The following is a 15679-nucleotide window of genomic DNA, read 5'->3' as shown; positions in this document are numbered from 1 at the left end:
CGAGGGGATGGCCGGGAGGAGCAAAAGGAGTGTGGAAAAACGGTGGAACGAGGTGAGATAAGTGAAGAGGGTCTTGTTCGATTATCCCTCACGTCGCTCAATCGTCTCCCATCCTCGGGTAAACGCCCACGCGAGAACGTAGCCGCTGATGCTCCCGATGAACACCGCGACCAGCACGTAGGCGACTGCGATTGCGGCGAGGAGGAGACCGATGACGAAACCCATCAGAGTGTAGAATACGAGAAAAAGAGCGGCAGACCCTGCCTCCGATGGGTTCTGAAACAGCCCCAACCACGGAAGCAGAATACCGATGACGAACAGTCCGAGTACGGTTGCGACTGGAACGGAGTGGTGTGCCGTGAACAGAATCGCGTCGGTCGTTTTCGAACCCTCTCCGATTTTGCGTACCAGCAGGCTTCCGCCGAACATTCCGACGAACGAAGGCACCGCCAATACCATGACGTGATACGAGTAGGGCTTCGAAGTGAGTGTTCGGAAGGGAAGGTACCCCAACTCGTGCCAATAGTAACTACCGGACAGCGCAGGGATGATGAAGTATCCAAACAGGCCGGCAATCGACGGAAGTGCGCCACTGAGAAGACCGATTTTCATCCTCCGATTCATTCAGTGGTCCCTACGCCGTTTCTGTATCTTATTATTCAGCTGTTAATATTCAGCTGTTAGTTTCGGGTTGAGGAGGTGGAACCGACCGAAGCGGGAAGCGAAACGGCAGTTACGCCGTTCCCGGCGTCGTTCCGCCTGCCGCACTTGCACCGGAGCGGTCTTCGACACCGAGATACTCCGCGAGGGTTCGCAAATCGCTCGGGTCGCGGTCGAACGACGAAACGTCGTTCTCCGCGACCGTGTTGTCGAACTTCAGGGAGCGATACTGGTCGCCTCCCATCGGGATGAACGGAAGCGGGTCGGCGAGGCTCAAGCCGATTCCGGCGAGCGGCATGGGAATCGGCAGGATGGTAACCGATTTCCCCTCCGCGCGATAGGCGAGTTTCGTCACGTCGGCGAGGGTGAGAACTTCAGGGCCACCGATTTCGACCGTCTGCCCGACGTGCGAATCGTCCTCCACGCAGTCGGCCAGTATGGGCGCGAGGTCGCCGACCCAGATGGGTTGGAAGCGCGTCTTTCCGCCGCCGGGGAGTCCCGTCACGTAGGGCGTGGTCAGGAACTTCGTGAAGGAAACGAACTCACCACCGTCGCCGAACACGACGGAGGGCCGGACGAGAACCCAGTCGAGCGACGAATCCCGAACGACTTCCTCGGCTTTGCCCTTCGTCCGGATGTAGGCGGTTTGTCCGTCCGGGTCTGCGCCGAGGGCGCTCATCTGGACGAGTTTCGGGACGCCGTGTTCCTCGCAGGCGCGGACGACGTGTTTCGTTCCACCGAGATGGATTTCCTCGTGGCCCGGCCCGGAGGGTTGAAACAGGGGGGAGAGCGCGACGAGGTTGACAACGGCGTCCTGTTCCGAGAACGCGCCGTCGATAGAGTCGTAGTCGGTCACGTCACCCGAAACTGTCTCGACGCCGGCGGGGAGGTCTGCTTCCTCGGGCGACCGCGCGAGTACGGTCACGTCGTGGCCGCGCGCGTCGAGTTCCTTTGTGAGAGCCGTTCCGACGAAACCACTGCCGCCGACGATGAGTACTCGCATACTTCCCACTTCGATGCATAGGGGCTTTACGTCACCCCCTGACGTGTTGGACATGGTCTGTCGTCGGTGACACAAACGGACTGTCCAATCCACCACACACCCACAACGTTAACCCCGAATCCGGGCGAACAACCGCGTATGATTTCCGCAGACAGGATGGCCGCGGTAGACCGAAACGCCGAGGCGCTCGGCGTCCCGCGCAAGCAGTTGATGGAGTCGAGCGGCAACGCCATCGCCCGCGAAGTGCGGGAAATCGCCGAACCGGGGGAGAAAATCGTCGTCGTCGCAGGCCGGGGCAACAACGGCGGGGACGCCTTCGTCGCGGTTCGATTTCTGGAGGAGTACGACGTGACAGTCCACCTGCTCGGGCGCGCCGAAACCATCGGCACGGACATTGCCCGCGAGAACTGGGAGGCACTCCGGCAGTCGGAGTACGACGCGACGGAAGTGACCGACTCACGGAATCTCGATTTGCCCGGCTGTGACCTCGTCGTAGATGCCATGCTCGGAACCGGCGTGACCGGCGCGCTCCGCGAACCGGAGGCGACCGCCGCCGAGCAAATAAACGACTCCGACGCGGCCGTTCTCGCGGTTGACGTGCCGTCCGGAATCAACGCGGATACCGGGGAAGCCGACGGAACTGCGGTCGAAGCAGACCGCGTCGTCACGTTCCACGACACGAAACCCGGACTCGCGGATTTAGACTGCGACGTGACCGTCACGGACATCGGAATCCCGTCCGGCGCGGAAAAATTCGTCGGGCCGGGCGACCTCCACGGCGTTCGCGGTGACGTGGATGGTCGCGCGTTCGTCATCGGCGGCGGCCCGTACACAGGTGCGCCAGCACTGGCCGGACAGGCCGCATTGCGGGCGGGAGCAGACCTCTCGTTCGTCTCTGCACCCGACACCGTGGCAGGCGAAATTCAGGGCTACGCGGAAGACCTCATCGTCCAACCCTACGAGGGCGACCGACTCACGCCCGAACAGGTCGATGGGCTGGTCGAAACGGCCGAATCGTACGACGATACGGTCGTTCTCGGGCCGGGACTGGGGAACGCCGACGAAACCATCGAGGCCGCAGTCCAGTTCCTCGAATCGTTTTCCGGCCGGGCGGTGGTCGATGCCGACGCCCTTCCCGCAGTGCCTGATCTCGATACGGACGCGACGTTGGTCTGCACGCCGAACAGAAAGGAACTCGCGGAGTTGGGCGGCCCGAAGGCGGACGACCTGCGCGAGGTAACCGACGAAATCGAGACGCTCGCAGGCGACCTCGGCCACGTGGTGCTGGCGAAGGGCGCGACTGACGTGATTTCGGACGGCGAGCGGACGCGAGTCGTCCGAACTGGGAACACGGGAATGAAAGTCGGCGGAACGGGCGACGTGCTCGCCGGAATCGTCGCGGGACTCTTCGGAACCGCGGACGCCTTCGATTCCGCCTGCGTCGGTTCCTACGTCAACGGACGAGCAGGTGACTTGCTGTACGACGAATACGGCGAGGGTCTGCTCGCATCCGATATGTTGGAGACGGTTCCCCGCGCAATCTGGGGTGACGACGATGAATGAAGATTCGACAGACGAGAGGGTGACCGACCGAAAATCGACTGACGACGAACTGACGCACACCGACGATTCCGGCGAGGTGCAGATGGTGAACGTCGGCGGGAAACCGGACACCGCCCGTCGAGCGGTCGCGGAGGGAGAAATTCACCTCCAGCCGTCAACTATCGAGGCGATTCGGGACAACGACGTGAAAAAGGGCGACGTGCTAGCGACCGCACGAATCGGCGCTGTGCAGGCGGTCAAACATACGTGGGAGACGATTCCGATGTGCCACCAGATTCCGATTACGAACGTGGATATCGATTTCTCCGTGCACGATGACTACGTCGTGCTCACGGTTGCTGTCGAGACAACCGGAAAAACCGGCTGTGAGATGGAAGCGTTGGAGGGAGTCACGACCGGACTGAACGTCGTCTGGGATATGGTGAAAGCAGCGGAAAAGAACGCGGATGGAAACTATCCCGACACCGCTATTCGCAACGTTCGAGTGGTGGAGAAGGTAAAGCAGACCATCTCGGGATAAGGTGAGCGCGGGAGGGCACGCGGGAATTGGCAGTTACGCGACGGACGAATTTTTGTCCGCTGCGGGTGCGAGATACTCCGCTCCCCAGTCGCGCATAGCGAAGATGACGGGTTGCAAAGATTTTCCAATCTGTGTCAGCGAGTATTCGACGCGAACCGGTTTCTCGTTCACGATGTCGCGATTGACCAGCCGTTTTTGTTCTAAATCTCCCAGACTATCGGAAAGAACTTTGCTCGAAATACCGTCCACGTCTTCTTTGAGTGCGTTGAATCCGAGTGGGCCGTTCTGTAGCAGTCGGTGGACGATAACGGGATGCCACTTCTTTCCGACGAGATTCGCCGTCGTGGTAATTGGACACCAGTCTTCACCCGCACACCACATCTCCAGCTGCTCGGCATCGTCGTTCATGGACTGATCCAGGAATCCGAGCAACAAAAAGTTACGTTTCGAAATCGACTTACTACTAGTAATCTATTTTGTCGAGTTCTCGGGAATGGGACAACAGGAAGATACGAAAGATGATTTCCACCGAAACCTTCTAATCCGACCGCCTCCTAGCGAATACCGTCGTAGTTTGACAATAGGTAACACTTATCACTATCTGGTTGCTACCTACTACTGTAGGGTAAGTCGATAACGACACGCTACTCACTGGTATGACCCCGAGCAAATACGAAGCAGACGATTCCCGAGACGGCCGGGACAACGACCGATACGCCGAACTGGAAGTCCAAGACGACGCGGTCTTGATCTACGACCGGAAGAAAAACACCGCGTGGATTCGCTCGAACGGGGCTGTAGCGCTTTCCTCGATGATTTAAGCCGACGGAACTGCCGTCAAATCGCTCGCCTTTGCCCGCGATTGTTGGACAATAGATGGTCGAGCCTCGAACTCGACGACCACCTCGTCGTCGGTGTACGTGACATCTTCGACACTTCCGTGGTCGTGAACCCACGAGACGACGCTCATCGTTCCGTCGGTCATCGGCATGACCAACCGTTCGAACTGCCAATCGGGAAGTTCGATGTCGATACGGCGTTTTAGTTCCTCGATGTTCGTTCCCGCCTGTCCGCTGATGGCCACCGGACTCGGCGCGAGTGCGGACAGCGCCTTTCGCTTTTCTTCGAGTTCCTCGTCACTCACGGCGTCGATTTTGTTCAACACCGTAACGATGGGTGCCTGATTTCGCTCGTACAGCGTATCGTGGCAGGTGACCAGCTTTTCGCGGATTTCGTCTATCGGTTCGCTCACGTCCACGACCAGCAGGACGAGGTCAGCGTAGTACACCGCATCCAACGTGGATTTGAACGATTCGACCAGCCAGTGGGGCAGGTCGCTGATGAACCCGACCGTGTCCGTGACGAGCACGTCCCGTCGGTCGATTGCCGCCTTGCGAGTGGTCGTCCCGAGGGTGGTGAACAGGCGGTCTTCGGACTCCGCCGTCGGGTCAAGGTCGGGGTGCAGGTCGTCGTTCGCGCCGATTTCCAACTCCTCCGAGAGCTGCCGGAGAAGGGTGGATTTTCCAGCGTTGGTGTAACCCGCGAGTGCCACGAGGTCGAACCCGGACTCCCGCCGTTTCTGCCTGCGGTCTGCTTCCTTGTCCGCGATGGCGTCGAGTTCGTTTTTGATTCGGCTGATCTGGTCTTTGATGTCCTGTTCGTGACTCTCGTCGTACTCACCCAACCCCATGAATCCGGGGCGCTCGTCGCGCTTCGCGAGACTCGTCTTCGCCTCGACGCGCGGGAGTTCGTACCGCAGTTCGGCCAACTCGACCTGCAACTGGGCTTTGCGCGTCTGCGCGCGCTGACCGAAGATTTCGAGGATGAGTCGGAACCGGTCGATTACTTTGGTTCCGTCTGGTAACCGTTGCCCGAGGTTGTAGGTCTGATACGGGCCGAGTTGGTTGTCGAAGACGACCAACTCGGCCTCGGTTGCAGTCACGGTCTGGACGAGTTCCGCGACTTTTCCCTCGCCGAACTGGAACGCGGCGTCCTCCTCGCGCGACTGCGTGAGTTCGCCAGCGACTTCGTAGCCAGCGGCGTGGGTCAAGTCCCGTAGTTCGTCCGTGTGGGCAGTTCCTGAGTCTACTCGTTTTGCCAGTATCGCTTTCATAGGAGTAGTTTGCGGGCGGAGTATGCGGCGTGGTGTGCGGCCTGCACGGTTTCACGTTCAGCTATGCTCTCAACGTACTTAAATTCAGGTTCGAAATGCTGTTCTACCATCCAGTCGGGTTCTTCGTAAAACTCGCCGCGCTCGGCGACGACCGGGCCGTCTGCCGGTTCCGGGAGATCACAGACTGCATCGGCAACGAGTTCCGTAATGGCCGAAAGCGTCGGTGGTTCGTGACTGACCGCGAACCCCATCCCCCGAATGCTTTGAACGCGCGTCGTTCCGACGGTTGCGTGGACGGCAGCGGCTACCATCAGGTATTCGCCGTCTTCCTCGTGACGGCCACTGATGTCGATGCCGACCACGTCAGCCGTGCCGGGCCTTCACCACGATTCGTGCCACGTTTCCGTACACAGTCGCCCGTAAGCCACGCTGGTTCTTCAATCTCCCGCCGACTCGGAACGGGAGTCGGGTATTGCTGTTCTATCTGTTCATACGCGCATATTTCAGATTATTGTTGTCATTCCACTTCGACGCATAGCGCTACTTCGAATTTACTGTACCAGACTACCGACTTGTCTGTATATATAAACCACAAAATTCTTAATGTGTCGCTATCCTGAATCGGACATGCAACTCGGCATAGAGCCACAACAACTCGGACTGGAGTTCGGGGGCGGTACCTTCATCGGTGGTATCATCGGTTTCGCCGCGAAGAAGGTCGCCAAACTCATCGCCGTCATCGTCGGCCTCGAACTCGCCCTGTTCAAGTTTCTCGAATCGCGCGGAATCATGTCTGTCGACTGGGACAAGCTCTCGGCTGGAATGCTCAAATCGACCGAGGCCGCACAAACCGGTGCGCCGCCGTCGTGGGTTACGACCCTCCTCTCGACGCTCTCCGTGAGCGCCGGATTCGTCGGCGGTTTCATGCTCGGCTTTAGAAAAGGGTAATTTTACTGTTCGCGGTCGTCTCCCCGTCGATACCGTTCTCGCAGTCGATAGCCGGTTACGTTTCCGGACTCGTCGAGTGAGACAGCGTACTGTCCGAGGATGTCCTGCGTGTCCGGAATCGAACTGCGCTCGACCATCTCGACCACGACTTGCCACCCGTCGTCGTCCTCGCTTATTTCGATGATTCCGTCGAGTGGATGGCCGACGAGGTCGCTGGCAACGTCTTCTATCGTTCCCCTGACGGCCATCACGTCGAACTCGCCGTTCTGCGCAGCACTTTCTTGTTCCGTCTCTTCGTCACTCTCTTCAGTTTCTTGGCTCACGTCGTTTTCCTCGTGTTCATCACCATCGTTCTGGGTATCGTCCTTTTGGCCATCGTCGCTATCCGCACTTTCATCAGCAGAGTCTATCGTCTCGTCGCTCGAATCGTGCTGGTGACAAAAACCGTCGTCTTGTGCCGGACGAGAGCATCGCTCGCCGCCCTCTGTGAGTGCCCGGCACTGCTCTACTTCCGACATGGCTACGACGTGATTATGACGGTGCGACCTCGACTTCTTCGAGGCTGACATCGTCGGATGCCGTTGCTTGCTCTATCCTCGACATTTCCTTCGCATAGTGGAGGAACGTGTCCACAGATGCGACGACGACACGCGCTTCGACCGTCAGCACTTCGATGCCGACGACGGAGATGCGTGCCCAAACGTCGATGACGACGCCTTTGTCGAGGATGCGGTCTAGAACGTCTGCGAGACTGGAGGTGTCAGGTCCTGCTTGTACCATTGGTTATCGACGGGAGTTTGCTCCCGATGGTACGTAGTCGTGCAGAACCATATATCACGGTTGGGGCCGCCGTTGCAAGGGCTTTATAAAGCACACGAAACGATAAAATTGGAAATACGATGGAGAGCGCTGGAAGCATCTAATATCGGGGTTCCCGAATGAACCATCGAGTAAACTCCTCGGGAGGCACACGAGTTATCATCCTCCGTCTCGACTCGTTTGCGGGGGAAAACGATGAGCGAACAAGCAGACGAAAGAAGCAACGAGTTCGACGACGTGCTTTCTCGCCTCGAAAACGCTGTCGAGCAGTCTCGTGAGTCCGCTGAACGCGCAAACGACGAGTCCGGGACGGACGATTCGGAACGGCCCACACCGACCGGTAAATTAGACGTTCGCGGTGCGAGGGACGTGGGGCGAACCGTCGCGGGGTCGTTGACCGATTCGCAGCTCGACGGCGTCGTGGAAGTCGAACGCCTCGGTGGAGAAGGCTGGCGCGTCGTCGCGGAAGTCGTCGAGCGAAATTCGATTCCCGACACACAGGACATTCTCGGGAGATACGTCATCAGTCTCGACGCGGCGGGGAACGTCGAAGGGTACGGTCGCGCTGGACGATACCGACGGGCGAGCTTCGACCACCAACGCGACGCGATTGCCGCCGATGAACGCTGAATGGGGACAACCATGAGCGAAAACGAAGGTGAAAACACGCAGTCGATACCGGAACTGCTCGAAGCGGCCGTACAGGACGATTCGGATGCTCAGCCGTCGGACGACCAGTTGTCCGACGACCGCGCGAATGGGGGTTCGCTCGGTCGAAATATTGGGGGGATTGTCGGATGTGGAGTGGGAATGCTCGTCGGGCGAAAACTCGGCAAGTCGCTCGAAATGCGGGTCAAAAACCGACCGGAGGGGGAAAAATCGAAGGTGTCGCAGGAGGAACGACTTCGAAAGCGAGTCCAAGATGCCTTGAACGTGAGCAGACGGGAGGCCAGGCAAATCCTTGCCGCTGCGGATATCCGCGGCGACCAAGTGGTCGAAGACGCCGAACTAGAAACCGAGAACGAGGGACCTGAAACCGAGATAGAAGACGAGTCCGGCGGAAAACCCGATTTGAACGACCTCTCCGACGACGACCTCCGGTCGTTGGCGAACGACCTGTTCGACGAACTCGAACGAAGAAAAGCGGCGCAGTGATACGGTCGGACGTCAGGCGGGAACTGCCTCTCGATGTGGGACATCGCTCGGCACATCTACGGCGTCGATGTCTCCGCTCTCGATTACGGCGTCGATGTCTCCGCTCTCGATTGCACCGATTTCCGCGCAGTAGTGCAGGAACGTATCTATCGACGCGACGACGATGCGCGCTTCGACGGTAATCAATTCGAGTCCGACGATGGCGATGCGCGCCCACAGGTCGATGACGATTCCCTTGTCGAGGATTCTGTCCAGTACTTCCACGAAGTTCGAGGTGTTCGGTTCCTCTCGTGTCATTGTTCACCACCCCGCACACGCCCTACGGGACGAATCCACCTGAACGTTGAGGCTCTCGGAAGCGGATACCAACCCTCCCGAAGTCCAATGATTTAGGACGAACGAGGCGCATGCTTGCAGTTTCCGCCACACGACTTATTAACGCACGCGGCGTCACGTCACAGCAAGGGAAAGCGGACGCCCTACCACTAACGATGAGTTCGAACCGATACGTCTACGGAGTTGTCGAAAAGGCCGACTTCGAGTTTGATGCCGATGCGGTTGCTGGCGCAGACCGAGTGTACACTGTGGACTACCAGTCGCTCTCCGCGGTCGTCTCGGACATCGACACCACCGACCCCGAACGAACCGACGAGGACAGCAAAGCCCACGACGAGGTGCTTCGGCAAGTGCTCGAACGCGACGACGTCGGCGCTGTCGTGCCGATGCAGTTCGGCATGGCGTTCAAGGACAACCGCACGCTGAAGAGTGTCCTCCGGAGCGCGATGCGAGCTTTCAGAAAAGCTCTCCGCGAGGTTGACGGGCACGTCGAACTTGGTGTCAAACTCGTCGCCGACGAAGACGCGGATTACTCGCGGGACAGCATCCGTGAAGACGTGGGAGAACGCCTCTCGGCGCTCGCGGAGAGCGAAACGGAAGACGACCTGTTCAGCGACCGCCTCGTCCTGAATCGCTCGTATCTCGTCGCGATGGACGACCGGGAAGCGTTCGATGACGCAGTCGCCGACGTGCGCGAGGAGTACGACGACCTCACCGTCCAGTACACTGGCCCGTGGGCACCGTACAACTTCGTGGACATTCACATCGGGGCACAGCGATGATTCTCGTAGACGATTTGCTGTTCAGACCGCTCGTCTCCATCGCGGACGTGCTCCACTCGCTGGCGGTTGACGAGATGTACGACATCGAAGGAGTACAGGACGAACTCAAGGAGACACACCTGCTGTACGAAATCGGCGAGCTGTCGCACGAGGAGTACGAACGAAAGAAAGCGACACTCGAAGAACGACTCGAAATCGCGGAGGACGCCCACGAACGACTGCGGAGCGGCAAAGTCGAGGTAAAACGATAATGGGACTCATCAACCGACTGGCTCGATTGGCGAACGCGCTGGCAGAAGACAGCACGACCAGAACACACACCGGCGAAATCGGCGGCACTGGCGGGCGAATCAGCTATGCTGTATCGCTCGGCCCTGCCGAGTCGGAGCGCCCTCGGCAGCAAACGCACCGCCCGAAGTATCTGACTGACGTTCGGAGAGAAGAAGACGACCTCGTCGTTGCAATCGACCTTCCGGGAGTGTCGGAGGACGACCTCACGGTCACGTTCGACGACGAGACGAATGTAGTAGAAATCCGGGAAGAAGAACGACCGATAAAACGTCTCGGACTCCGGTGGGAAAACGCCGTCGTGGAGAAAGCGACGTACAACAACCAGATACTCGAACTACGAATCGAGGGGGACACGCACGATGGATAGCGACCGACTCGAAACGTTCACCGAAAACGTCCAGTCCGGAATTAGCCGTCTCGAATCGGCGTTCGAATCGTCGGATTCGTTCGAAGACGTGTCGGCCGAAGCGACGAAACTCTGGGAACTACTGGACGAAGGCGAGGACGTACTGGACGAACTCGACCTAACCGACCTACCGGACATCGTCGATGCGGGGGACGTGCCGAAGGCTATCGACGTAGAAGACCTACCAGATGCGATTTCGGAGGGTGACCCGAAGGAGGCCATCGACACGATAGGAGTCGTCAGGGCGCTCGAACTCCGCGAACTGTGGAGTTCGACGGATATGCGGGAACTCTGGCGGGAGGCCCGCGAGTTCGAGGACGCCGTCACCGACTACACGGGTGATTCGGAGGGAGACGGCGAGGACGACGGAATGCTGTCAGGGATGGACACCGACATGGATGTCGGGATGGACGGCCCCGGCAACACTGAGATGGATTCGGAACTATACCAGTCGAAGATACAGTCGGAACTCCACGACAGCGTCGAATCCTTCCGCGAAAAACTGCTCGAAACGCGCAACAAACTCGCCGCAATCAAGGAAGAAAACGAGTCGAAGGGGAACGTTGGCCAACCGAACTCGCGCAACCCGACGGCGTACTCCACGATGGCAGGTTCACGCCCGGACATGGGGAAAGCGACGCATTTCTCCACCGTTCCGACGGAGACGCGATACTCCTCGGCCCCGAACTCGAAACGAATCTACGGCAGACGATTCGAGGAGGAAGACGATGCGTGAAACCGGGCCAACGCGCAGTCAATCCGACCTCGCGGAGATGCTCGAACTGCTGTTAGACAAGGGTGTCGTCATCAACGCCGACATCGTCGTGACCGTCGGGGAAACCGAACTGCTCGGCGTGAAACTCCGGGCCGCCATCGCGTCGTTCGAGACGGCGGCGCAGTACGGACTCGAATTTCCGGAAGGCACCGACATGGAGCGCGTCAACGAGGCCGCAGGAGTAGAGGAACTCGCCGAGACGGAAACCGTCCCCGTCGAAGCGAGCAGCGACGATTCCGAGAAAGAATCGACAGACAGCGAGGAAGAAGAGGAGGACGAAGCGGAGGCGGAAGAAGAACCGACACAGACCGCGGAGGCGGAGCATGACGGCGATTGAGATAGACGAGGACGACGCGGGAAAGGGACTCATTTCGCTCGTCATCACAGTGGTCGAACTGCTGGTCGATGCGTTGGAGCGCGAGGCGGTTCGGCGGATGGAGTACGACGACCTTTCTCCGGAAGAAATCGAACGTCTCGGGTCGCAGTTGATGGCGCTGGAAGACGAAATCGAACGTCTCAAAGAGTCCGAAGGAATCGAGCGCGACGTAGAAAACCTCCGAGGCGATTTGGACGACCTGCTGACGGACGCGCTGGTCGACGTCGCGAACCGCGAACCCGGACTGGAGGGATTCCGTGACTGAGCAAGTCGAGGAGTTCGAAACAGGGCGCTACCTCTACTGCGTGGTCGCGGTAGACGACCGAGATGGCGATTCGGACGATTCGTTTTCCATGTCGGGAATCGACGGCGAACCCGTCACCGTCCTCACCGAAAACGGCGTCGGGGCGGTCGTTCAAGGGTGCGAGTCGCCTTACGACACGGACGATTTGGAGACGGTACGCGACTGGTTGCTGACGCATCAGGAGGTAGTGGACACGGCGGGACAGACCTTTGGCACACCGCTTCCGTTCCGCTTCGATACGATTCTCAAAGGCGACGACGAGCGCGTTCGGGCGTGGATAACCGACCAGCAGGACACGCTCGAACGCCATCTTGCCGAGTTCGAAGGCCACTGGGAGTACCGCGTCGGTGTGGCGTGGGACGAAGAACAGGTTCGGGACGAACTCGAATCCGAAGACGAAGAGTTAGCCGACTTGCGCGAACGAATCGACGATTCGGAGGAGGGAACCGCCTTCCTGCTCGAAAAGCAGTACGACACCCGAATCCGCGACCTTCGACAGGCGCGTAAAGAGGCGCTGACGAACCGTCTTCGTGAAGAACTCTCCCCGCTCGCTCGGGAGTTCGACGTGTTGGATTCGAGCAGTGGCGTTCTCGGCGATGGGTCGTCCGACGAGGTGGTACAGGTCGCGTTCCTCGCGCACGAGGAACGCGAAACCAACATCGGGGAGGTGCTGGACGACATCGCGGCAGACCCGGGCGTCGAAGTGCGGTTTACCGGGCCGTGGCCGCCCTACTCGTTCGCGCCGGAGTTAGAGGCATGAAACCGACGAAAGACGACCACGCCGTCGTGGATTTGCTCGACGTGCTCCTTCGGGACGGGGCCATCATCCAAGCGGACGTGGTCATCACGGTTGCGGATATTCCGCTGGTCGGCCTGAGCCTTCGCGCCGCAATCGCCGGGATGTCCACGATGACGGACTACGGCTACTTCGAGGAGTGGGACGCGGTACAGCGCAAACTCGCCGAGGCACCCGACGACCACCCGTTGCTTCCCGGGAAGGGTTGAGACGGATTCCAACCGCTATTTTTCGTCGTATAAGCAACCTGCACTGGCAACCATGGCGACTACTGATAACGGTAGCGCAATCACGACTGCGATGGCAACAACCCAAATCACGGACGACGACGAGGGGAAGAAGGTAGTAGACCAAACCGGCGACGAAGTTGGCATCGTCGAGGAAGTCCGACACGGGACGGCCCACATCAATCCAAGTCCGGGCATCACTGACAAAGTGAAATCGAAACTCGGGTGGGGAGACACGGGCGAGGACACCTATCCACTGCAAGAAGAGATGGTGGACTCCATCACGGACGACGAAGTTCGCTTGAGCCAGTAGGCTTTCACCCGAGGCTCCGGTTCAGAAGGCTTCAATTCACGAAAGTCAATCGTCTCGCCGGACGGCGCGCAATCGCGCCGTCCGGCGACCGCGCTACTGTTTTTTCGACGGGTCGGAACCGATGGAGAGCGACGATTGTGCCGTAACTTTCTCCCCGCGAACCAAATCCCCGAACGCGAGTCCGGCGAACTGCGTGACGAGGACAAGCACTAACGGGCCGAGGAAAATACCGTACCAACCGAAGAGAATACCGCCGAGAACGTAAGCGAACATCACCAGTCCGGTGTGCGTCGTCCGACCCGAGATGTAGGGTCGGACGACCATCTGCGGGAGCAAATCGAGGACGGCGAGCGAGACGAGGAAAAACGCCAACGGAAACCAGAACAGTCGCGGGTTGGTCTGGAACACCTGCCAGCCCAGATACGCGGTCACGGGAACGTAGACGAGTTTGCCGACGACGATGGGCACGAAGGTTGCGAGTCCCGTCAACAGCGCCAGAAGGGTCGGAATGGGAAACGAAATTCCCGAGGGGGCGACCGACGCGAATCCGTTGTATACGACCGTCGCCACAACGCCCACGAGCAGGACGGTGAGGACGTTGCCGAAGTACACCGTGGCAAGGTCGCTATCGACCGCCGAGAGGTACGCGACGAGCGCGCTATCTTCGCCCACCTCGTCGCGGAACCAGTCCGCGAGGCGGTCGTCGTCTCGAAGCGCGAAGAACGCGAGCGTGACGGCCAAAAAGAAATGGAGAAGGCCGCGAGCGACCGCTCCGAGCGACTGAATCGCGGTCGTGAGTTCACCGCGGAACTGGCCGAGGTTCGACCCGAGCAGTTTTTGGGGATTGGAAAGCACGTTGGGGACGTTGTTCGAACCCGGAACGAGTTGTGCATAGTAGGTTTCGATACCCGTGCCCGTGAACGCGCTGAGTTCCCGTATTCCGACCGCAACGGTGTACGCGACCAACAGCAGTGCAGGCAGTGACACCAAAAGAAGCGTCGCTCCCGCTGAAATATTTCGGGATGAAACGCGCCCCGACACGCGGCGATAAACGGGACGCGACCCATAGTAGATGAACAGGCCGAGAACGAGCGTGCCGACGATGGAGTAGGCGACGAAGAGCAGACTCGAAAGTAAAACGAGTGCGAGAACCCACCAACCGGCTCGTGACCGAGTTTCGGGAAGTTGCATTGTAGGTGTCCAAACGACCTTCCGACAAAAATTTCTGCTTGCGTGGTCTGATGATAGTACCATTTCCCCGGCCATTCGCTTTTTTATCGGGTGAGCAGTAGTAGGGAAAGATGTTAGATGAATCCGTCGCCAATCCGGACGACGATGGGGGAGTCGGGGAATGGGTGCTGCTCTCGGGAAACCGGTTCGTTCTCACTGCCGGAATCTGTATTGCGGTCGTCGCAATTCTCGCCGCCCTCACCGCTGTCGGGGCCATCTCGGTGGGGTTCAAAAGTGCCGTTCGAAGTCTCCTGTCGAGCGGCATCGCCTCCGGACTGCTCACGCTCATCACGGTCGCGCTCTCTATCAACCAACTCATCCTCTCGCGCGTGTTCGGGTCGCCGAACGAACTCACGGACAGACTCGATGGGACGCTCGAATTTCGCCAAACAGTCGAGGAAATCGCCGGGCGGTCGTCCAGTCCGACCGACCCGACCGATTTTCTGGCGCTCGTCTTCCAGACGATTCACGACCGAACGGCGAACCTCAACCTCTCCTCGATAGACGACGAAGCGGGTGAGTATCAGACCACACTCGCCTCCTATGCGGAGACCATCGGCGAGCGAGTCCAGAACCAAGACAACATGGTGGGCGTCCTCTCGGAAATCGTCGGCACGGAGTACGCCGAGTTCATGGCCGCGACTCGGTACGTTCGAAACGAGTTCGGCGACGAGCTTTCGGAATCTGAACAGTCGGAACTGGAAGACATCTTCGAACTGCTCAAAGCCATCGCCATCGCCCGGCAGTATTTCAAAACGCTGGCCATCCAACAAGACCTCGCGCGACTCTCGCGGTTCGTCGCCTACTCCGGTCTCGCGGCGTTCGTTACCACCATCTGTCTCACCCTCCTGTACAAGTCGAGTTCGGGCGCGTACATCGGTCAACCCGACCTCTCGATCGTCGTCATCCTCGGGTTCGGAATTATCGTCAGCCCGCTCGCGGTGCTCATTGCCTACATCCTCCGCGTTGCGACGATTGCGCGCTACACGGTTTCGGTCGGGCCGTTCGTCCCGCCGAAAGAAGAAGCCGAATAGTTCGGGCGAGTCGGTCGTTCGATTTCGA

General features: G+C 59.2%; 25 protein-coding genes. 16 read left to right on the top strand and 9 right to left on the bottom strand.

The genetic code is table 11. The annotated features are described in order from the left end of the window. Positions 1-81: 81 nt before the first annotated feature. Both BW974_RS07665 and BW974_RS07660 read right to left on the bottom strand, forming a co-directional pair. Complete coding sequence (locus BW974_RS07665; protein WP_139328834.1) at positions 82-624, bottom strand: hypothetical protein; 543 nt, start codon at positions 622-624, stop codon at positions 82-84. A gap of 109 nt (positions 625-733) precedes the next feature. Next, positions 734-1663: a complex I NDUFA9 subunit family protein gene (locus BW974_RS07660; RefSeq protein ID WP_076429447.1), complete on the bottom strand. Its 930-nt coding sequence runs from the start codon at positions 1661-1663 to the stop codon at positions 734-736. 138 nt (positions 1664-1801) lie between these two features. On the opposite strand from BW974_RS07660, the gene BW974_RS07655 reads away from it, so the two are divergent. Together BW974_RS07655 and moaC are read left to right on the top strand one after the other, a co-directional pair. Beyond that, positions 1802-3226: a bifunctional ADP-dependent NAD(P)H-hydrate dehydratase/NAD(P)H-hydrate epimerase gene (locus BW974_RS07655; protein WP_076429446.1), complete on the top strand. Its 1425-nt coding sequence runs from the start codon at positions 1802-1804 to the stop codon at positions 3224-3226. Then, positions 3219-3746: a cyclic pyranopterin monophosphate synthase MoaC gene (gene moaC / locus BW974_RS07650; RefSeq protein WP_076430293.1), complete on the top strand. Its 528-nt coding sequence runs from the start codon at positions 3219-3221 to the stop codon at positions 3744-3746. Before BW974_RS07655 ends, moaC begins: the two co-directional genes overlap by 8 nt. Positions 3747-3779: 33 nt before the next feature. On the opposite strand, the gene BW974_RS07645 is transcribed toward moaC, so the two are convergent. After that, the gene (locus tag BW974_RS07645; RefSeq protein ID WP_076429444.1) at positions 3780-4154 is read right to left on the bottom strand and encodes a winged helix-turn-helix transcriptional regulator; all 375 of its coding nucleotides are present in this window, start codon (positions 4152-4154) and stop codon (positions 3780-3782) included. A 248-nt stretch (positions 4155-4402) separates the two neighbouring features. On the opposite strand from BW974_RS07645, the gene BW974_RS25495 reads away from it, so the two are divergent. After that, complete coding sequence (locus BW974_RS25495) at positions 4403-4567, top strand: DUF7331 family protein (protein WP_175609642.1); 165 nt, start codon at positions 4403-4405, stop codon at positions 4565-4567. On the opposite strand, the gene hflX is transcribed toward BW974_RS25495, so the two are convergent. Further along, positions 4564-5859, bottom strand: coding sequence for a GTPase HflX (gene hflX / locus BW974_RS07640; RefSeq protein WP_076429442.1), 1296 nt, complete (start codon positions 5857-5859; stop codon positions 4564-4566). The genes BW974_RS25495 and hflX overlap by 4 nt on opposite strands. Beyond that, a complete protein-coding gene (locus BW974_RS07635) occupies positions 5856-6212 on the bottom strand; it encodes a DUF2209 family protein (protein ID WP_076430292.1) in 357 nt (118 codons plus the stop codon). Before BW974_RS07635 ends, hflX begins: the two co-directional genes overlap by 4 nt. 274 nt (positions 6213-6486) lie before the next feature. Between BW974_RS07635 and BW974_RS07630 the strand changes: the two genes are divergently transcribed. After that, on the top strand, positions 6487-6807 hold the full coding sequence (locus BW974_RS07630) for an FUN14 domain-containing protein (protein WP_076429440.1): 321 nt from the start codon (positions 6487-6489) through the stop codon (positions 6805-6807). A gap of 2 nt (positions 6808-6809) precedes the next feature. On the opposite strand, the gene gvpO (BW974_RS07625) is transcribed toward BW974_RS07630, so the two are convergent. Together gvpO (BW974_RS07625) and gvpA (BW974_RS07620) are read right to left on the bottom strand one after the other, a co-directional pair. After that, complete coding sequence (gene gvpO, locus BW974_RS07625) at positions 6810-7325, bottom strand: gas vesicle protein GvpO, halophile-type (protein WP_076429438.1); 516 nt, start codon at positions 7323-7325, stop codon at positions 6810-6812. A 13-nt stretch (positions 7326-7338) separates the two neighbouring features. Continuing rightward, positions 7339-7587 (bottom strand): gas vesicle protein GvpA, encoded by a 249-nt coding sequence (gvpA, locus tag BW974_RS07620; protein ID WP_049970405.1) that lies wholly within the window; start codon positions 7585-7587, stop codon positions 7339-7341. A 234-nt stretch (positions 7588-7821) separates the two neighbouring features. On the opposite strand from gvpA (BW974_RS07620), the gene gvpO (BW974_RS07615) reads away from it, so the two are divergent. Both gvpO (BW974_RS07615) and BW974_RS07610 read left to right on the top strand, forming a co-directional pair. After that, positions 7822-8256 carry a gas vesicle protein GvpO gene (gene gvpO / locus BW974_RS07615; RefSeq protein ID WP_076429435.1) on the top strand — a complete coding sequence of 145 codons (435 nt, stop codon included), beginning with the start codon at positions 7822-7824 and terminating at the stop codon, positions 8254-8256. Positions 8257-8268: 12 nt separating this feature from the next. Further along, the gene (locus BW974_RS07610; RefSeq protein WP_139328833.1) at positions 8269-8781 is read left to right on the top strand and encodes a hypothetical protein; all 513 of its coding nucleotides are present in this window, start codon (positions 8269-8271) and stop codon (positions 8779-8781) included. A gap of 12 nt (positions 8782-8793) precedes the next feature. Here BW974_RS07610 and gvpA (BW974_RS07605) read toward each other — a convergent pair whose 3' ends face one another. Further along, positions 8794-9078, bottom strand: a complete 285-nt coding sequence (gene gvpA, locus BW974_RS07605) for a gas vesicle protein GvpA (protein ID WP_076429430.1) — start codon at positions 9076-9078, stop codon at positions 8794-8796. Positions 9079-9272: 194 nt separating this feature from the next. Here gvpA (BW974_RS07605) and BW974_RS07600 point away from each other — a divergent pair, with 194 nt between their 5' ends. Genes BW974_RS07600 through BW974_RS07560 form a run of 9 tightly spaced genes read left to right on the top strand, consistent with a single transcriptional unit; the run spans position 9273 to position 13387 of the window. Further along, positions 9273-9899: a GvpL/GvpF family gas vesicle protein gene (locus tag BW974_RS07600; protein WP_076430291.1), complete on the top strand. Its 627-nt coding sequence runs from the start codon at positions 9273-9275 to the stop codon at positions 9897-9899. After that, the gene (gvpG, locus tag BW974_RS07595) at positions 9896-10150 is read left to right on the top strand and encodes a gas vesicle protein GvpG (RefSeq protein ID WP_076429428.1); all 255 of its coding nucleotides are present in this window, start codon (positions 9896-9898) and stop codon (positions 10148-10150) included. The genes BW974_RS07600 and gvpG overlap by 4 nt, the downstream gene beginning before the upstream one ends. Next, positions 10150-10557, top strand: coding sequence for a gas vesicle protein GvpH (gene gvpH, locus BW974_RS07590; RefSeq protein WP_076429426.1), 408 nt, complete (start codon positions 10150-10152; stop codon positions 10555-10557). Before gvpG ends, gvpH begins: the two co-directional genes overlap by 1 nt. After that, entirely contained in the window at positions 10550-11332 is a 783-nt protein-coding gene (locus BW974_RS07585) for a hypothetical protein (RefSeq protein WP_076429424.1), read from the top strand. Before gvpH ends, BW974_RS07585 begins: the two co-directional genes overlap by 8 nt. After that, positions 11325-11708 (top strand): gas vesicle protein GvpJ, encoded by a 384-nt coding sequence (gvpJ, locus tag BW974_RS07580; protein WP_076429423.1) that lies wholly within the window; start codon positions 11325-11327, stop codon positions 11706-11708. The genes BW974_RS07585 and gvpJ overlap by 8 nt, the downstream gene beginning before the upstream one ends. Next, on the top strand, positions 11695-12012 hold the full coding sequence (locus BW974_RS07575; RefSeq protein WP_076429421.1) for a gas vesicle protein K: 318 nt from the start codon (positions 11695-11697) through the stop codon (positions 12010-12012). The genes gvpJ and BW974_RS07575 overlap by 14 nt, the downstream gene beginning before the upstream one ends. Beyond that, complete coding sequence (gene gvpL / locus BW974_RS07570; protein ID WP_076429419.1) at positions 12005-12811, top strand: gas vesicle protein GvpL; 807 nt, start codon at positions 12005-12007, stop codon at positions 12809-12811. Before BW974_RS07575 ends, gvpL begins: the two co-directional genes overlap by 8 nt. Next, positions 12808-13056, top strand: coding sequence for a gas vesicle protein GvpM (gene gvpM, locus BW974_RS07565; protein ID WP_076429417.1), 249 nt, complete (start codon positions 12808-12810; stop codon positions 13054-13056). The genes gvpL and gvpM overlap by 4 nt, the downstream gene beginning before the upstream one ends. A gap of 52 nt (positions 13057-13108) precedes the next feature. Next, positions 13109-13387 carry a PRC-barrel domain containing protein gene (locus BW974_RS07560; RefSeq protein ID WP_245799953.1) on the top strand — a complete coding sequence of 93 codons (279 nt, stop codon included), beginning with the start codon at positions 13109-13111 and terminating at the stop codon, positions 13385-13387. Positions 13388-13480: 93 nt separating this feature from the next. Here the strand turns inward: BW974_RS07560 and BW974_RS07555 are convergent, their stop codons facing one another. Next, on the bottom strand, positions 13481-14578 hold the full coding sequence (locus BW974_RS07555; protein ID WP_076429415.1) for an AI-2E family transporter: 1098 nt from the start codon (positions 14576-14578) through the stop codon (positions 13481-13483). 110 nt (positions 14579-14688) lie between these two features. Between BW974_RS07555 and BW974_RS07550 the strand changes: the two genes are divergently transcribed. After that, complete coding sequence (locus tag BW974_RS07550) at positions 14689-15651, top strand: DUF7972 family membrane protein (protein ID WP_076429413.1); 963 nt, start codon at positions 14689-14691, stop codon at positions 15649-15651. Positions 15652-15679: the final 28 nt, after the last annotated feature.

The sequence above is a fragment of the Haladaptatus litoreus genome (assembly GCF_900156425.1).
GTDB lineage: Archaea > Halobacteriota > Halobacteria > Halobacteriales > Haladaptataceae > Haladaptatus > Haladaptatus litoreus.
This window is presented reverse-complemented; position numbering and strand designations above follow the sequence as displayed.

Bases quoted from the DNA above. Each gene is read 5' to 3' on its own strand.
- hflX (WP_076429442.1), bottom strand. From the start codon at position 5,859: ATGAAAGCGATACTGGCAAAACGAGTAGACTCAGGAACTGCCCACACG.
- BW974_RS07560 (WP_245799953.1), top strand. From the start codon at position 13,109: ATGGCGACTACTGATAACGGTAGCGCAATCACGACTGCGATGGCAACA.
- gvpH (WP_076429426.1), top strand. From the start codon at position 10,150: ATGGGACTCATCAACCGACTGGCTCGATTGGCGAACGCGCTGGCAGAA.
- BW974_RS07660 (WP_076429447.1), bottom strand. From the start codon at position 1,663: ATGCGAGTACTCATCGTCGGCGGCAGTGGTTTCGTCGGAACGGCTCTC.
- BW974_RS07585 (WP_076429424.1), top strand. From the start codon at position 10,550: ATGGATAGCGACCGACTCGAAACGTTCACCGAAAACGTCCAGTCCGGA.
- BW974_RS07575 (WP_076429421.1), top strand. From the start codon at position 11,695: ATGACGGCGATTGAGATAGACGAGGACGACGCGGGAAAGGGACTCATT.
- gvpM (WP_076429417.1), top strand. From the start codon at position 12,808: ATGAAACCGACGAAAGACGACCACGCCGTCGTGGATTTGCTCGACGTG.
- BW974_RS07630 (WP_076429440.1), top strand. From the start codon at position 6,487: ATGCAACTCGGCATAGAGCCACAACAACTCGGACTGGAGTTCGGGGGC.
- BW974_RS07610 (WP_139328833.1), top strand. From the start codon at position 8,269: ATGAGCGAAAACGAAGGTGAAAACACGCAGTCGATACCGGAACTGCTC.
- BW974_RS07555 (WP_076429415.1), bottom strand. From the start codon at position 14,578: ATGCAACTTCCCGAAACTCGGTCACGAGCCGGTTGGTGGGTTCTCGCA.
- moaC (WP_076430293.1), top strand. From the start codon at position 3,219: ATGAATGAAGATTCGACAGACGAGAGGGTGACCGACCGAAAATCGACT.
- gvpA (WP_076429430.1), bottom strand. From the start codon at position 9,078: ATGACACGAGAGGAACCGAACACCTCGAACTTCGTGGAAGTACTGGAC.
- gvpO (WP_076429435.1), top strand. From the start codon at position 7,822: ATGAGCGAACAAGCAGACGAAAGAAGCAACGAGTTCGACGACGTGCTT.
- BW974_RS07665 (WP_139328834.1), bottom strand. From the start codon at position 624: ATGAATCGGAGGATGAAAATCGGTCTTCTCAGTGGCGCACTTCCGTCG.
- BW974_RS25495 (WP_175609642.1), top strand. From the start codon at position 4,403: ATGACCCCGAGCAAATACGAAGCAGACGATTCCCGAGACGGCCGGGAC.
- BW974_RS07550 (WP_076429413.1), top strand. From the start codon at position 14,689: ATGTTAGATGAATCCGTCGCCAATCCGGACGACGATGGGGGAGTCGGG.
- gvpG (WP_076429428.1), top strand. From the start codon at position 9,896: ATGATTCTCGTAGACGATTTGCTGTTCAGACCGCTCGTCTCCATCGCG.
- BW974_RS07655 (WP_076429446.1), top strand. From the start codon at position 1,802: ATGATTTCCGCAGACAGGATGGCCGCGGTAGACCGAAACGCCGAGGCG.
- gvpA (WP_049970405.1), bottom strand. From the start codon at position 7,587: ATGGTACAAGCAGGACCTGACACCTCCAGTCTCGCAGACGTTCTAGAC.
- BW974_RS07600 (WP_076430291.1), top strand. From the start codon at position 9,273: ATGAGTTCGAACCGATACGTCTACGGAGTTGTCGAAAAGGCCGACTTC.
- gvpJ (WP_076429423.1), top strand. From the start codon at position 11,325: ATGCGTGAAACCGGGCCAACGCGCAGTCAATCCGACCTCGCGGAGATG.
- BW974_RS07645 (WP_076429444.1), bottom strand. From the start codon at position 4,154: ATGAACGACGATGCCGAGCAGCTGGAGATGTGGTGTGCGGGTGAAGAC.
- gvpO (WP_076429438.1), bottom strand. From the start codon at position 7,325: ATGTCGGAAGTAGAGCAGTGCCGGGCACTCACAGAGGGCGGCGAGCGA.